14 protein-coding genes are annotated in these 14,750 nt (G+C 73.4%); 6 read left to right on the top strand and 8 right to left on the bottom strand.

Features of this window, described 5'->3' with window-relative positions:
* Positions 1-63 precede the first annotated feature (63 nt).
* A complete protein-coding gene (locus tag BJ981_RS35900; protein WP_184617959.1) occupies positions 64-2,454 on the top strand; it encodes an ATP-binding cassette domain-containing protein in 2,391 nt (796 codons plus the stop codon).
* 37 nt (positions 2,455-2,491) lie between these two features.
* Here the strand turns inward: BJ981_RS35900 and BJ981_RS35895 are convergent, their stop codons facing one another.
* Entirely contained in the window at positions 2,492-3,136 is a 645-nt protein-coding gene (locus BJ981_RS35895) for a LuxR C-terminal-related transcriptional regulator (protein WP_184617958.1), read from the bottom strand.
* Positions 3,137-3,148: 12 nt separating this feature from the next.
* Positions 3,149-4,399 carry a sensor histidine kinase gene (locus tag BJ981_RS35890; RefSeq protein WP_184617957.1) on the bottom strand — a complete coding sequence of 417 codons (1,251 nt, stop codon included), beginning with the start codon at positions 4,397-4,399 and terminating at the stop codon, positions 3,149-3,151.
* Between the two features lie 163 nt (positions 4,400-4,562).
* Here BJ981_RS35890 and BJ981_RS35885 point away from each other — a divergent pair, with 163 nt between their 5' ends.
* Positions 4,563-6,023, top strand: a complete 1,461-nt coding sequence (locus tag BJ981_RS35885; protein ID WP_184617956.1) for an alpha/beta fold hydrolase — start codon at positions 4,563-4,565, stop codon at positions 6,021-6,023.
* A 32-nt stretch (positions 6,024-6,055) separates the two neighbouring features.
* On the opposite strand, the gene BJ981_RS35880 is transcribed toward BJ981_RS35885, so the two are convergent.
* Positions 6,056-6,643, bottom strand: a complete 588-nt coding sequence (locus tag BJ981_RS35880; RefSeq protein WP_184617955.1) for a TetR-like C-terminal domain-containing protein — start codon at positions 6,641-6,643, stop codon at positions 6,056-6,058.
* Between the two features lie 80 nt (positions 6,644-6,723).
* Here BJ981_RS35880 and BJ981_RS35875 point away from each other — a divergent pair, with 80 nt between their 5' ends.
* The gene (locus BJ981_RS35875) at positions 6,724-7,209 is read left to right on the top strand and encodes an FBP domain-containing protein (protein ID WP_184617954.1); all 486 of its coding nucleotides are present in this window, start codon (positions 6,724-6,726) and stop codon (positions 7,207-7,209) included.
* Here BJ981_RS35875 and BJ981_RS35870 read toward each other — a convergent pair whose 3' ends face one another.
* The 4 genes from BJ981_RS35870 to BJ981_RS39565 form a co-directional block, all read right to left on the bottom strand.
* Positions 7,210-7,431 (bottom strand): hypothetical protein, encoded by a 222-nt coding sequence (locus tag BJ981_RS35870; protein ID WP_184617953.1) that lies wholly within the window; start codon positions 7,429-7,431, stop codon positions 7,210-7,212.
* Positions 7,432-7,593: 162 nt separating this feature from the next.
* Positions 7,594-8,895, bottom strand: coding sequence for a putative PEP-binding protein (locus BJ981_RS35865; protein ID WP_184617952.1), 1,302 nt, complete (start codon positions 8,893-8,895; stop codon positions 7,594-7,596).
* Positions 8,896-9,009: 114 nt separating this feature from the next.
* Entirely contained in the window at positions 9,010-10,860 is a 1,851-nt protein-coding gene (locus BJ981_RS35860) for an FAD/NAD(P)-binding protein (RefSeq protein ID WP_184617951.1), read from the bottom strand.
* Positions 10,861-11,150: 290 nt separating this feature from the next.
* A complete protein-coding gene (locus BJ981_RS39565) occupies positions 11,151-11,753 on the bottom strand; it encodes a CGNR zinc finger domain-containing protein (RefSeq protein ID WP_204070086.1) in 603 nt (200 codons plus the stop codon).
* 163 nt (positions 11,754-11,916) lie between these two features.
* On the opposite strand from BJ981_RS39565, the gene BJ981_RS35850 reads away from it, so the two are divergent.
* From BJ981_RS35850 to BJ981_RS35840, 3 genes are all read left to right on the top strand, one after another.
* On the top strand, positions 11,917-12,369 hold the full coding sequence (locus tag BJ981_RS35850) for a VOC family protein (RefSeq protein WP_184617950.1): 453 nt from the start codon (positions 11,917-11,919) through the stop codon (positions 12,367-12,369).
* Positions 12,370-12,448: 79 nt separating this feature from the next.
* Positions 12,449-13,333 carry a pyridoxamine 5'-phosphate oxidase family protein gene (locus BJ981_RS35845; RefSeq protein ID WP_184617949.1) on the top strand — a complete coding sequence of 295 codons (885 nt, stop codon included), beginning with the start codon at positions 12,449-12,451 and terminating at the stop codon, positions 13,331-13,333.
* Between the two features lie 23 nt (positions 13,334-13,356).
* A complete protein-coding gene (locus BJ981_RS35840) occupies positions 13,357-13,545 on the top strand; it encodes a ferredoxin (RefSeq protein WP_184617948.1) in 189 nt (62 codons plus the stop codon).
* A gap of 50 nt (positions 13,546-13,595) precedes the next feature.
* Here the strand turns inward: BJ981_RS35840 and BJ981_RS35835 are convergent, their stop codons facing one another.
* The gene (locus tag BJ981_RS35835; RefSeq protein ID WP_184617947.1) at positions 13,596-14,750 is read right to left on the bottom strand and encodes an acyltransferase family protein; all 1,155 of its coding nucleotides are present in this window, start codon (positions 14,748-14,750) and stop codon (positions 13,596-13,598) included.

Below are 14,750 nucleotides of genomic sequence, written 5' to 3'. Positions count from 1 at the left end.
CAGCCAGGCGACGTTGACAGGAGCCCGCGAAGGCGGCCCGCCCGAAGAGCAGATGGAGACACGATGAGCAAGGCCCCGAGGACGGACACGCGCTCGCCTGCGCCGCACGTCGCCGACAGCCACGATCTGATCCGCGTGCACGGCGCGCGCGAGAACAACCTCAAGGACGTCAGCATCGAGATCCCGAAGCGCCGGCTGACGGTGTTCACCGGGGTATCGGGTTCGGGCAAGAGCTCGCTGGTGTTCAGCACCATCGCGGCGGAGTCGCAGCGGCTGATCAACGAGACCTACAGCGCCTTCGTGCAGGGCTTCATGCCGACGCTGGCGCGGCCCGAGGTGGACGTGCTCGAAGGGCTGACGACCGCGATCATCGTCGACCAGCAGCGCATGGGCACCGATCCCCGCTCCACGGTCGGCACCGCCACCGACGCCAACGCGATGCTGCGCATCCTGTTCAGCCGGCTCGGGCGGCCGCACATCGGCTCGCCCAACGCGTTCGCCTTCAACGTCCCTTCGGTGCGGGCGAGCGGCGCCATCACGGTCGAGCGCGGCAACAAGAAGACGGTGCGGCAGGACTTCACCCTCACCGGCGGCATGTGCCCGCGCTGCGAGGGCCGGGGCACGGTGTCCGACATCGACCTCACCCAGCTCTACGACGACTCCAAGTCGATCGCCGAGGGCGCGTTCACCATCCCCGGCTGGAAGTCCGACAGCTTCTGGACGGTGCGGGTCTACGCCGAGTCGGGCCTTCTCGACCCGAACAAGCCGATCCGCAGGTTCACCAAGAAGGAGATGCAGGACTTCCTCTACGGGGAGCCGACCAAGGTGAAGGTCGAGGGCGTGAACCTCACCTACGAGGGGCTGATCCCGAAGATCCAGAAGTCCTTCCTGTCCAAGGACCGCGAGGCGCTGCAGCCGCACATCCGCGAGTTCGTGGACCGGGCGGTCACCTTCACCACCTGCCCGGAGTGCGGCGGCACCCGGCTCAGCGAGGGGGCCCGGTCGTCGCGGATCAAGGGCGTCAACATCGCCGAGGCGTGCGCGATGCAGATCAGCGACCTGGCCGAATGGATCGGCGGCCTCGACGAGCCGTCGGTGGCGCCGCTGCTCGCCACGCTGGGGCGCACGCTGAATTCGTTCGTGGAGATCGGGCTGGGCTACCTGTCCCTGGAGCGGCCCTCGGGCACCCTGTCGGGCGGCGAGGCGCAGCGCGTCAAGATGATCCGCCACCTCGGCTCCTCGCTCACCGACACCACCTACGTCTTCGACGAGCCCACCACCGGCCTGCACCCCCATGACATCCAGCGGATGAACGACCTGCTGCTGCGGCTGCGGGACAAGGGCAACACGGTGCTCGTCGTGGAGCACAAGCCGGAGACGATCGCGATCGCCGACCACGTCGTGGACCTCGGCCCCGGCGCCGGCACGGCGGGCGGCTCGGTCTGCTACGAGGGCACCGTCGAGGGGCTGCGGGGCAGCGGCACCATCACCGGCCGCCACCTCGGCGACCGGACCTCCCTGAAGGAGAAGGTGCGCACGGCCACCGGCGCGCTGCAGATCCGCGGCGCGACGGCCAACAACCTGCGCGACGTCGACGTGGACATCCCGCTCGGCGTGCTCACCGTCATCACCGGCGTCGCCGGGTCCGGCAAGAGCTCGCTGGTGCACGGGTCGATCCCCGCCGGCGCGGGCGTGGTGTCGATCGACCAGGGCGCGATCCGCGGCTCGCGACGGAGCAACCCGGCGACCTACACCGGGCTGCTCGACCCGATCCGCAAGGCGTTCGCGAAGGCCAACGGCGTGAAGCCGGCGCTGTTCAGCGCCAACTCCGAGGGGGCCTGCCCCGCCTGCAACGGCGCCGGCGTCATCTACACCGACCTGGCGATGATGGCGGGCGTCGCCACCACGTGCGAGGAGTGCGACGGCAAGCGGTTCCAGGCCGCGGTGCTGGAGCACCGCCTCGGCGGCCGTGACATCAGCGAGGTGCTCGCGATGCCGGTGACCGAGGCCCGGGAGTTCTTCGGCGACGGCGAGGCGCGCACGCCGGCCGCGCACGCCATCCTCGGCCGGCTCGCCGACGTCGGGCTCGGCTACCTCAGCCTCGGCCAGCCGCTCACCACGCTGTCCGGCGGCGAACGGCAGCGCCTCAAGCTGGCCACCCACATGGGCGAGAAGGGCGGCGTCTACGTCCTTGACGAGCCGACCACCGGCCTGCACCTGGCCGACGTCGAGCAACTGCTGGGCCTGCTGGACCGGCTCGTCGACTCCGGCAAGTCGGTCATCGTCATCGAGCACCACCAGGCGGTCATGGCGCACGCCGACTGGATCGTCGACCTCGGTCCCGGCGCCGGCCACGACGGCGGCCGGATCGTCTTCGAGGGCACCCCCGCCGACCTGGTCGCCGCCCGCTCCACCCTCACCGGCGAGCACCTCGCGGCCTACGTCGGCGCCTGATCGAAGCCACCCGCCGGCGTCCCGCCGCCGGCCCCCGTCAGGCCTGGAGGTGGCGCAGGACGGCGAGGACCCGGCGGTGGTCGGTGTCCGACGCGGGCAGGCCGAGCTTGGCGAAGATCTGCGACACGTGCTTCTCCACCGACCCGTAGGACAGGAACAGCGCGGCGGCGATGGCGGTGTTGGACCGCCCCTGCGCCATCATCGCCAGCACCTCGCGTTCCCGGGGGGTGAGCGCGCCGAGGGCCTCGCTGCGCCTGCTCGCGCCCATGATCTGGGTGACGACCTCGGGGTCCAGGACGGTCTCCCCGGCGGCGATCCTGTCGAGCGCGGCGAGGAAGTCCTTGACGTCGGCCACGCGTTCCTTCAGCAGGTACCCCACCCCGTGGGCGCCGCCGGCGAGCAGCTCGGCGGCGTAGCGGGTCTCGATGTACTGCGAGAACACGAGCACGCCCACACCGGGATGGTCGCGGCGGACGCGGATCGCGGCCCGCAGGCCCTCGTCGGTGTGGGTGGGCGGCATGCGCACGTCGACCACGGCGACGTCCGGCGCGTGTTCGGCCACGGCCGCCCGGAGCGCCTCGCCGTCGCCCACGGCGGCGACCACCTCCCGGCCGCGGGCGGTGAGCAGCATGCGGAGGCCGTCTCTGAGGATCACGGCGTCCTCGGCGATCACGATGCGCATGCGCGGGTCCGTTCAGATGTGCGGGGGAAGCTCTACGGTGATCACCGTAGGGCCTCCGGCCGGGCTGCGGACGCCGAAGGCGCCGTCCACCATCGCGACCCGGTCGGCCAGTCCGCGCAGCCCCGACCCGCCGCCCAGCACCGCGCCGCCGGCGCCGTCGTCCCGCACGAGCAAGGTCAGCAGGCGATCGTCCGCCCGGACGACGACCGAGGCGCCGGCCGCGCCGCTGTGCTTGACCACGTTGGCGAGCAGTTCCGCCGCGCAGAAGTAGGCGATGGCCTCGATGGCAGGGTCCGGCCGTTCGGGCAGGCGGACGTCGAGCTCGACGGGGATCGGGACGCGGGCGGCCAGCGTGGCCAGGGCCGTCTCCAGCCCTGTGTCGAGCGCGGCGGGGAGAATGCCGCGGATCAGATCGCGCAGTTCGGCCACCGCCTCCTTGGCGCTGCGGTGCGCGCCGTCGACGAGGGCGCGGCCACGCTCCAGCCGCTCGGGGTCATGGGCGTGTTCGAGTTCCTCCTGGACCATGCCGAGGCTCAGCGCCAGCGTCACCAGTCGTGCGGCCGTCCCGTCGTGCAGGTCACGCTCGACCCGGCGGAGCCGCGCCACCGCGTCGTCGACCGCCATCGCGCGCGCCTGCTCCAGCCTGCGGATCCTCGTGTCACCCGGTGCCGGGCCGAGCAGCGCCCTGGCGAGCGCCCGCTCGGGGGCCAGCGCGACGTGAACGCACCAGGGGGCCAGGAGCAGCAGGATCAGCCCGGCCGCGCTGACCAGCACCGCCCCCGGCAGGCCGCCGGGGGACGGTAAGGCGGTGAACCGCCACCACAGCGGATGGCAGAGCAGCAGCAGGCCGCACCCCCAGGTCCCGGCGGCGACGGCGACGGCGAGGGCGGCGGCGGGCAGCCGGGTCAGGCCGTGGACGACGGCGCGCCATCCCGTCACATCGCCGAGCACCGCCCTGAACCGGTTGACCAGGCCCGGCCGGGAACGCAGCGGGGGAGGGGCGGGCACCGGCACCCCGGCGAGCGCGCGGGCCAGCCCCAGGTTGGCCGCGCCGAGACCTCTGGCGGCGCGCACGCTGAGGGCCAGTAGCGGCACGCCGATGAGGTTGAGCGTCGTGAGCAGGCTCAGCGACACGAGGACGAGATGGACCAGGCCGATCCCGGCCATCACCGGCATCAGCGACGCGTAGGCCAACTCCCGCCACGCCCGCCGTGCGACCGATGCCCACCATGGGCCCGCGCCGCCTCGCGTCCGCTCGTCCACGCGCCTCCTCGCCCCGGCGACGGCTCGCCGGCCGCGTCGCCGTACAGCTTGGCGGAGGTTCGCCGCCGTGGGCCAGCCGGACGGCCCCGGGGGGACATCCCGAAGCGGATGTGGAGGATGTCCCGGTGGTGGCGGGCCGTCCGCGTTCGCCATCGTGATCTTCATGATGACGACGAGGGAACGGCGGCCGCGCGGCGCGGCCACGTGGCTGCTGGCGGGGGCGACGGTGGCGGCGCTGGTGGGCGCGGCCCCGGCGTCGGCCGAGGAGCGGCCGGCGTGGCGGGACTGCGCGGGTGAGGGCGCGCCGACGGGGCTGCAGTGCGCCACGATCGAGGTGCCGGTGGACTGGGCCGCGCCGGACGGCCGCAGGATCCGGCTGGACCTGGCCCGGCTGCCGGCCACCGAGCCCGCGCGGCGGATCGGCAGCGTGCTCGGCGTGCCCGGCGGCCCCGGGGCCGAGGGCATCGAGGACCTGAAGCTCGCCGCCGGCGACCTCACCGAGCTGCGGCGCAGGTTCGACCTGGTCGGCTACGACCCCCGCACCACCGTGTGGCGCGACCGGTGGCCGCAGGAGTGCGCGCGGCCGGGCGCCGCGCTGTCCGACCCCCGTGACCAGAGGGAGTACGCGGCGCTGGCCGCGGCGATGACCAGCGCGTTCACGCGATGCCGCGCCGCGGACACGACCGGGCTGTTCGCTCACATGGACTCGCTGTCGGTGGCCAGGGACATGGACGCGGTGCGGCGGGCCCTCGGCGAGGAACGCCTGAGCTTCATGGCCAACTCCTACGGAGGGGTGGCCGCCGCCGCGTACGCCCGGCTGTTCCCCCGGCGGATCCGGGCGATGTACCTCGACGGGGCGGTGAACCAGGTGGACGGCTGGCCCGGCCAGCACCTGCGGGCCCTGCCCGTCCGGGAGCGGATCTTCACGCGGTTCACCGCCTGGTGCGCGGCGACCCCCGCCTGCGCCTTGCACGGAGAGGACGCCGGGGCGGTGTGGCGCGGGCTCACGCGTGCGGCCGACCGCGAGCCGATCCCCGTCACCTCACCCGAGTTCGGCAGGGGCGAGCTGACCGGATGGCATCTGAGGAGCTTCGCCTTCCCCGGCGACCCGGGGCCGGGCGACTCTCACTGGCTGGCCTTCGCCGAGGCGGTCGGCAAGGCGCGGCACGGGGACGGATCCGGGTTCGCCGACCTCGCCCTCGGCAACGCGCGGGTGTGGGCCATGCCGGCGGCGCTCGCGATGACCTGCGCGGACGGCCGCGGATACCGTGACTACGCCGAGCTGGACAGGTTCGGCGCGCAGGCGCGGACGGTATCGCCGAACTTCGGGGGAGCCTCGTTCGACGCCCTCGGCTGCGCCGGCTGGCCGCTCCCGGTGGTCAACCCGGCCCGGCCGCTGCGCACCCGCGGGCTGCCGCCGTTCCTGGGGGCAGGCAGCACGTGGGGCGACTACGTGTGGACCGAGAGCTTCACGCGGATGGTCCCCGGATCGGTCACCGTCGCCTACGACGGACCCGGCCACGTCCTGTACCTGGCGGGCAAGAGATGCCCGATCCGCTACGCCACCAGCTACCTGACCGAGCTGAAGCTACCCGAGCCGGGGACCACCTGCCCCGCCGAGTGACCGTCACGGCGTCGGGCACGCCCGCCGCGCGGTCACGCTCCGGACGTCGCGGCGGGCCGCGGCCAGTTGCGCAGGGTGACGTCGAGGGCGTCGAGCATCCGCTCCCAGGACGGGTCGGCGCCGCGCGAGTGATGGCGGAACCCGCCCGCCCGTTCCAGGCTCACGAAGCCGTGAAAGGCGCTGCCCAGCAGCCGGACGGCGTCGGTCTGGTCGGGCTCGCCCAAGGCGTACCCGCGCAGGATCGCGCGCATCATGTCCGAGTGCCGTCGCGCCGCGCTCGCCTTCGCCGTCTCGGTGTCGAGTTCGACCTGCGCGGCGGCGTACCTGCCCGGATGCTCCCTGGCGTAGTCGCGGTAGGCGGTGGCGAAGGCGACGAGCGCGTCCTTGCCCGCCCGCCCCGCCAGCGCGCCCGCCGCCCGGTCGGCGAGCTCGGCCAGGGCGAGCACGGCGACCCGCACCCGCAGCTCGTGGGCGTTCCTGACGTGGGAGTAGAGGCTGGCGTCCTTCACGCCGAACCTGCGCGCGAGCTCCGCGAGCGTCACGTTCTCCAGCCCCACCTGGTCGGCGAGCTCCGCCGCCGCCTCCGCCAGCCGTTCGGCCGTCACCCCGGCACGTGCCACGCACCACGCTCCTTTCCTAGGACTCCTAGGATAGAGACTATTCAGTTGCCGTGCCTGCTTACGGTGGATAGCTTCGTGCCATGAGACCGCTCGCCGAGCCGGAGATCCGCGCTTCTTTCGTCAACTGCACCAAGGGCGAGGCCAAGCGCCTGGCCGTGCCCAGGGACCTGAACGCCAGGCCGTGGGACGACCTGGACTTCCTCGGCTGGCAGGACCCCGCGTCGCCGGCCCGCGCCTACCTGGTCGCCGAGCACGGCGGACGGCTGGTCGGCGTGGCGTTGCGCCGGGCCGCGCCGCATGCCGGGCACGTGCGGCGCAGCATGTGCTCGCTGTGCCTGACCACGCACACCGGGGACGGCGTCTCGCTGATGACGGCCCGCCGCCCCGGTGGCGGCGGCAACTCCGTGGGCGCCTACATCTGCACCGACCTGGCCTGCTCCCTGTACCTGCGCGGCAAGAAGGACGTCGGCCCCGGCGGGCGCATGCACGAGTCGCTCACGCTCGACGAGAAGATCGGCAGAACCGCGGTGAACGTGACCGACTTCCTGGAGAAGGTCACCCAGTGATCAGCTCCGGCCGGTCGCGCCGCGGCTCTTGCGGTGCCGGGCGATCAGGGCGGCGGCGCAGCCCAGCGCGACCAGCCCGAACCCGGCCGTGATGAACCCGTTGAGGTCGGCCACGTGGGCCACCATGCCGCCGACCGCGCTGAGCAGCAGCACCAGCCACAGCACCACGCGCGCCGCGCCGCGCTGGGCGCCGTCCTTGGGGGATGAGTGGGGGCCGGCCATGCTGCGCTCCCGGTGCCGTGCGGAGTCCCGCGGTGTGTACGTCGATGAGGCACCAAGCTAGGCGCCGCCACCGCCGCCGCCGATCCCGCAGACGAGACCCGAACGGTAGAGCAGGCTGTACCACGTACCGGGATCCGCGTGTCCGGCGTCGCCGGCTCCCGGTCAGCGCGGCGTCGCCGCGAGCTCGCGCCGGGCGAGTTCGCGCAGTTCGGCGGTGCACATCATGAACCTGCCGGTGGGCAGGTGCGCCACGTAATGGTCCAGGTCGGCGCCGAGGGCGAAGACGTGGACCGGGGTGCCCGCGCCGGCGCCGGACTCGACCGCCTGGCGCAGACCGTCCAGGACGGCGGGATGCCGGGTCTGGTAGGAGGGGGCGACCAGGTGGTTGCCCCGGTCGGCGGCCAGGTAGAACTGGGTCAGATCCTTCGTCCCGACGAACAGCTCGCTGGCTCCGGCGGCGCAGAACCCGGCCGCGGAATGGACGGCGGCGGGAGTCTCGACGAACACCGAGAGAGGGAGGTCGCCGGGCAGGCCGAGGTGCCGGCGAAGGCGCAGGAACTCGTCCTGGTCGTTGACGAAGGGCACCGCGAAGCTCACCCGCGCCGCCTGCGGGCCGAGCCGTTCCCGCACGTGCGCGCGAAGCGCGCCGAACGCCCGCGGGTAGTGCTCCTCGTTCAGCAGCCCGCGCGCGCCGTGCAGGCCGAGTTCGGGGTTGGGTTCGTGGTCGACCTCGACCTCGGTGGTGATCCGCGCGGCGTCGTCGGAGCGGAGGTCGAGCAGCCTCATGACGATCCGCTGGCCGGGCAGCAACTCCCGGACCAGCGCGCACAGCTCCGCGGCGACCGCGGCGCCGTAGCGTTCGGCCTCGCCGGCGCCTGCCCGCAGCGCGTCCAGCGGGCTCAGCCCGGCCGACAGGCAGAGGAACTCCTCGCGGATGAAGAAGCTCTCCACCTGCTCGACGCGCGGGGTGAGCGTGTTGATCGTCCGGACGTCGGTCGCGGCGGCGACGACCACGCAGATCGACCCGAGGTCGCCGGGAGTGACGACCGGGGAATCGGGAGCGCGCGCCGGGGTCTCGGCGTCGCCGAGCAGGACGGACTGGCGGTCGGCCGAGACGGTGACGTATCCGCTGACCTCCGCGAGGTCGGACGGGGCGACGCGCAGGACGGGAATCCCCCGGGTGCGGCACAGGGACTGCATGTGGCCGGTCCGCCCGCCGCGCGAACAGATCACGGCGGAGGAGGCGATGACGGCCTTGTACAGTTCCGGGCCGAGCGCCTCGACGACCAGCACGGACCCCTCGACCGGCTTCCCGGTGCGATTACAGAACCCCCCGACGGTCGTCGACGGCGAACCGGCGAGCAGAACTCCCGGAATCTCGCGAGCACTCAAGGTCGTCTCCCATGGCCACAGGTCGGTGACGACGACGAGAGCGCCGGCGGGCGGCTGCCTCGGCGTCGTCATGGCTCCGCCGGAATCCGATGGAGCCATGAAACGAGCGTCGCAGCCGTCCGTCGGGCCACGCGTCTTCTCGAATGCTGATCAGCCGTGAGAGGCGTCGCCGGGGGCCGGCGGGGTTCAGGTGGCCGGTTCGGCGAGCCCGAGGAGGGAGCGGAGGTCTCGGGGGGTGACGGACAGGTCCGTCATCTTCACCGTCGCGGCGGCGTTCACCGCGAACCGCAGGGCGGGAGTCGTCGCGGGGGTGCCGCCGGCGCGTGTCGTGATCTCGCGGATCCTCTGGATGCTGTCTTCGAGGCGGCCCTCCAGGGCCTGGCGGTCGGCGCGTCGCCGGGACGCCATCCGCCGCACGTCGAGCATGATCGAAAGGCCGGCCTCCTCGGTGGCGCCGGTCAGCGCGGCGACGTCATCGGCCCGCTCGTCGTAGCAGGATTCCAGCCGGTGCAGGACGGTGGCCGCGACCTGGACGGAGTGGTTCTTGATGGCGGCGAGGTTGAAGGCGAACGCCCCCGTCCGCCCGTAGCGGACGATCTCGTCGCCCTCGCGCGGGCCGCCCACCACGGAGATCGGGCCCGACGGGACGCCCGACGGGCCGAGCAGGACGCCGCGCTCGTCCACCTCGACGCCCCGCCCGGTACGCCCGTGCGGCAGCGCGAGTCCCTTCCGCAGGAGGTTCGCCCAGAGTGCCGAGTCGACGCGCTCGTAGTCGGACTCCCGCCCGAAGTTCAGGATCACCAGGTCGGCCTCGACGGTCCGGGTCGAACTCCGCCCCTCGACCGACAGGGCGAGCCTGCCCGCCTCGGCGTCGCGGATGTCCGCGATTCTCCCGGTGGTGAGAACGATCTGCCCGCCCGCGGCCATCGCGGCGTCGACCAGTTCCGTCGTATACGCCACGGCGCCCACGCGCAGGACGGCCAGCAGACTTCCGTAACCGTCGAGAAGCGCGCGGAGATCGGCGGACGGCACCCGCCGCAGAATCTCCGGCATATAGGGTTCCCACGATTTGGCGACCCTTTCCGTTATCACCTCCGACGGCACGTCGGGATACTCGCGTGCGACGGCGGCGCAGGCCCGTTCCCATTCCTCCGTGAGGCACCGGACGAATTCCTGGAGCCCTTCGTAGGCGTCGCGGTGCAGCCGGGGCGGTGGCAGGCGGAGCACCTGGTGCCGGTGGTCCGGGGGATATGTTCGCAGCGTCAGGCCGGAGCGGGAGATCATGTGAATCGTCCCCGTGTGGCCGCGGCGCAGCAGCAGCGCCGCCGAGTCGTAGGCGCTGAGCAGCGTGCCCACGATGGCCACGACGGCGTCCCGCCTGACGTCGAGAATCCGCGCGATCCCCGCCTCCGAGTACGGATGCCGTACGAGCGCGGGATGGTCGATGACGCGGGCCGCGAAGGCCGGCCGCTTTCTCTCGAGGCCGGTCGCCAGCACGACGTGGTCGGCTTCGAGCACCGTCCCGCCGGATCCGCCGACGTTCTCTGACGTGGGGAAACCGTCGAGACCTTCGATGACGACGCGCACGTGGCCGCCGACGACGCCGAGGTCGACCACCTCGCCGCCCGCCTCTACCAGGGTCACGCCCGGGGACGCCTCGCGCGCGGCTTCGGCCAGGCGGCTGGCGAGATAGTCGGGATAGATGCGCCGGGGAGCCGGACCGGATTCGGTGAACTCGGTGCTCCGCCATTCCGCGGGCCAATCGGTCCGGTCGGCCTCGTGGTTGGCCCACAGCACGAAGTCGTCGACGTCCTCGCGGAACATCGACATGCGACCGGCCTGAATGTTGAAAACGTGGTGCCAGTGGTTGCCGGCCCGGTGATACGCCACCCCGGCCCCCCGATATTCGGGGAGCCGTTCGAGTAACACGACCTGCAATGGTTCCCTGGCGAAACGAAGAAGACGGATCGCGGTGGCGGTACCTGCCAGGCCCGCCCCGACAATGACGACCCTGCGAGTACGGCCGGCGCGCGTCACCCTGCTTCTCTGTCCTTTCCGGCACGGCCGGTGAGAACCGGAGGACTCGACCGGGGTCGCGTCGTTCCCGTGCGTCGAATCGAGCTGCCAGTGGGCACGCTACCGCCGCCCCGTGCCGGGAAATAGCGGACCCCATAAAGACCCCCGGAACGATAGGGGTGGTTATGGGGTCCGTTTCCTTCAGGGGCGCCCGAATACGGCGCGGCCCTCGATTTCGACGACCGTTCGAGCGCCGTTCATGGTCGTTTCCGCGATGGACGCCGGTGCGCGGAGGAAGGGGTCGGGTGCGCTCAGGTCGCGGGGTCCTGGCGGGCCTTGGCGTAGTGGCGGGCGGCCCTGGCCCGGTTGCCGCAGCCGGCCGAGCACCATTCCCGCCGCCCGGTCTCGCAGCGGAAGTAGAGCACGCAGCCGGGGCCGTGGCAGGCGCGCAGTTCGTGACGCGCCGCTCCGGCGAACAGGTCCACGGCCTCCTCGGCCATGGCGGCGAGGACCGCCGAGACCGGGCGTCCCGCCGCGCACACCGTCGCGTGCGGCTCGGGGGCGGTGCGCAGCTCGCGCCACCGCGGGGTCAGGCGGGCGTGCCGGTTGAGGGTGGCGACCGCGCCGGGGTCGGCGTCGCGGCCCGCGATGGCCGCGGCGGCCAGGGCGCGGACGGCTTCCCGGATCTCCCGGGCGGCGCGCAGGTCGTCGCCGGTCACGCCCCCCAGGTCGGCGTCGGTGAGCGCGACGGCCAGGCGCGGGCGCACGTCGCGCAGCCACGCGGCCAGGTGTTCGACGGTTTCCAGGCCGTCCTGGGGACGGCCCCTGACCGCGTAGGCGGTGTTGCCCAGTTCGATGGGCGGCGGCTCGCCGAGGATGGGCGCGCCGCCGCCCTCAAGGTTCGCGACGTCCACGCTTCTAACGCTACCGCCCGGTTGACACCGTTAGAAGCCGCACGGCATATTCTAATGGCAGCAGGGCCGTCCAACCATTAGAAATGGTGTCGTCCCTGGTGAGCGCCCTTGTCCGCCGAAGGGCCCGCTCACACGTCCACGCGCGTCCATATCGGGGGATCCCATGAGCACACCCGCCCTGCGGACCGGGCACGTCGGCCTCAACGTGACCGACCTCGGCCGTTCCACCGCCTTCTACCGCCGGGTCTTCGACTTCGAGCTCCTCGCGGAGCGCGCCGACGGCGACCGCAGGTTCGCCTTCCTCGGCCGGGACGGCAGCCTGCTGGTCACCCTGTGGCAGCAGAGCGGCGGCGCGTTCGCCGCCGACCGCCCCGGACTGCACCACCTGGCGTTCCAGGTGCCCGACATCGAGGCCGTCCGCCGCGCCGAGGCCGCCCTGCGCGACCTCGGGGTGCAGCCCCTGCACGACGGCATCGTCCCGCACGGCGAAGGCGCCTCCTCGGGCGGCGTCTTCTTCACCGACCCCGACGGCATCCGCCTGGAGATCTACGCCCCCACCGGCGCCGACATCGCGCCCGCGCCCGTCAAGGACGCGCCCACCTGCGGCTTCTTCTGACGGCTCCCTCCGAACGGAACGCACGTGCGCCCGGACCGCGTGCCGCCGGTCCGGGCAGGCGACGAGAAGGGATCCGCCCATGCTCCACCACGGCGAACAAGCGGTCCAGCGCCGCGCCGGCGTGACGGCCGCCGGCCTCGGATCGGCCGGCGTCGGCGCGACCATCCCGCCGGTCGCCGCCGAGTTCCTCGGCGCGCAGCGGCTGGCCGTGATCGCGGCCCCCGACGAGACCGGCGCGGTGTGGGCCGGCGCGCTGACCGGTCCGCCCGGGTTCATCACCGCCCCCGACGAGCGCACCGTCCTGGCCGACCGGCTGCCCGGCCCCGGCGACCCGCTGGCGGGCCGCTTCGACACCGAACGGCAGGTCGGCATGATCGTGATCGAGCCCGCCACCCGCAGGCGGATGCGCGTCAACGGCCGGGCACACCGGCACGGCGACGCCCTGGTCGTCCGCACCGACCAGGTGTACGCCAACTGCCCCAAGTACATCCAGACCCGCACCCCCGCCGAGGACGCGCCCGCGCCTGACAGGACCGCGGCCGTCACCGGCGACCTGACCGACGCCCAACGGCGGTGGATCGCCGCGGCCGACACCTTCTTCGTCGGCACCTACGCGGCCGGGCTCGGCGCCGACGCATCCCACCGCGGCGGCAACCCCGGCTTCGTCACGGTGACCGGCCGCGCCCGGCTGACCTGGCCCGACTACGCCGGCAACTCCATGTACATGACGCTGGGCAACCTGGAGGTCGACCCGCGCTGCGGGCTGCTGTTCCTGGACTGGGACAACGGCCGCACCCTGCAGCTCACCGGCCGCGCCCGCGTCGACTGGGACCCCGAGCGGGCGGCCGCGGTCCCCGGCGCCCAGCGACTGGTGGACTTCGACGTCGACAAGGCCGTCGAGATCGCCGGCGGCGTCCCCCAGCGCTGGTCCTTCGGCGGCTACTCCCGCTTCAACCCCGCCTGAACACGCCCGGAGACGAGGGAGCCATGCGCGTCCGTGTCGACATGACCCTGTGCCAGATCCACGCCCAGTGCGTGTTCGCCGCCCCGGAGGTGTTCGCGCTCAACGACGACGACGAACTGATGTACGACGCCGCGCCGGACGACGCGCTCGCGCCGTCCATCGAGGAGGCCGCCCGCGCCTGCCCCGTCCAGGCCATCCACCTGGACGACTGAGCCGTGGCGCATGGTCCCGGCGGCGCGAAGGGCCGGTCTCGCCGCCGGACTCAGGCCTCCGACGGGGAGCTCGGGGTGAGAGGTGTCCGGGCGGGCGAGGTGGCGGCGCGGGGGCGGTCGAAGAGACGGAAGGCGGCCCAGCACACCAGCAAGGCCAGGGCGAACGCCGGGTGCCAGGCCAGACGGGCGAGCACCCAGGCGGGCGAGTCGGGCACGGTGTGCAGGCCGGGCAGCGCGGCGCCGCTCAGCATGCCCAGCGCGGTGACGGCGATCATGGCGGTCTGGTGCCACAGGAACACCGTCATCGCGGACAGGTTGAGCAGCGCCACGGCCGCCCACGCGGCGGGACTCCGTCCCAGCAGCCGCCGCAGCGGGCCGAGCAGCAGCGAGGCCGCCCCGCACTGGGCCAGGCCGAAGGCGACGGCCGCCAACGTGGGCGGGGCCTGGTTGGAGACGGCCGCCCCCGGCACGCCGACCATGGCGGCCGGGTAGCCGCCCCACACCACGAGCACGGCGGTCGCGGCGGCCCCGCCCGCCAGCAGCCCCCACCCGGTCGCGCGACCGCGCGACCGGCCGCGTGCCCAGGCCGCGCCGAGGCAGTACGGGACCATCCAGCCGGCCATCACGTTCGCCCACGCGGGCCAGGCGGGGCCGCCGAGGCCGAACCTGACCAGGTCGGTGAGCGCGACGACGGCCAGCGGCCACGCCGGGTGCAGCCGGGCGGCCAGTGGAGTGACCGCCGTCAGCGCCGCGAACACCGGCAGGAACCACAGCGGCCCCCAGACCAGCTTGGCCAGCGCCCGCACGGTGTCGGGGTCGGCCCCCGCGGCCAGCGAGCCGGACACCACCACGCTCCACACCGCGGCCACGGCCACCACCGGCCGTGCCAGCCGCGCCGTGCGGACGCGCAGCCACCGCCCGTACCTGATGCCCTCGGCCCGGGCACGGGCGTGACTCTGGGCGGCCATCTGCCCGCCGACCAGGAAGAACACCGCCATGGTCTGCAGCAGCCACGACGCGGCGGCCAGGCCGGGCATGTACTTGAGCGGGCTGGTAGTCCGCAGGGTCCCGCTGTCGGCGACCAGGGCCGTGACGAGCCAGTGGCCGAGCACCACACCGAGGATGGCCAGCGCGCGCAGGGCGTCGGCGGCGCGGTCGCGGCCGGGCGGCGTCCGCGCGCTGATCCGGCTGACGAGGTCACCCAT

The sequence above is a fragment of the Sphaerisporangium krabiense genome (assembly GCF_014200435.1).
GTDB lineage: Bacteria > Actinomycetota > Actinomycetes > Streptosporangiales > Streptosporangiaceae > Sphaerisporangium > Sphaerisporangium krabiense.
This window is presented reverse-complemented; position numbering and strand designations above follow the sequence as displayed.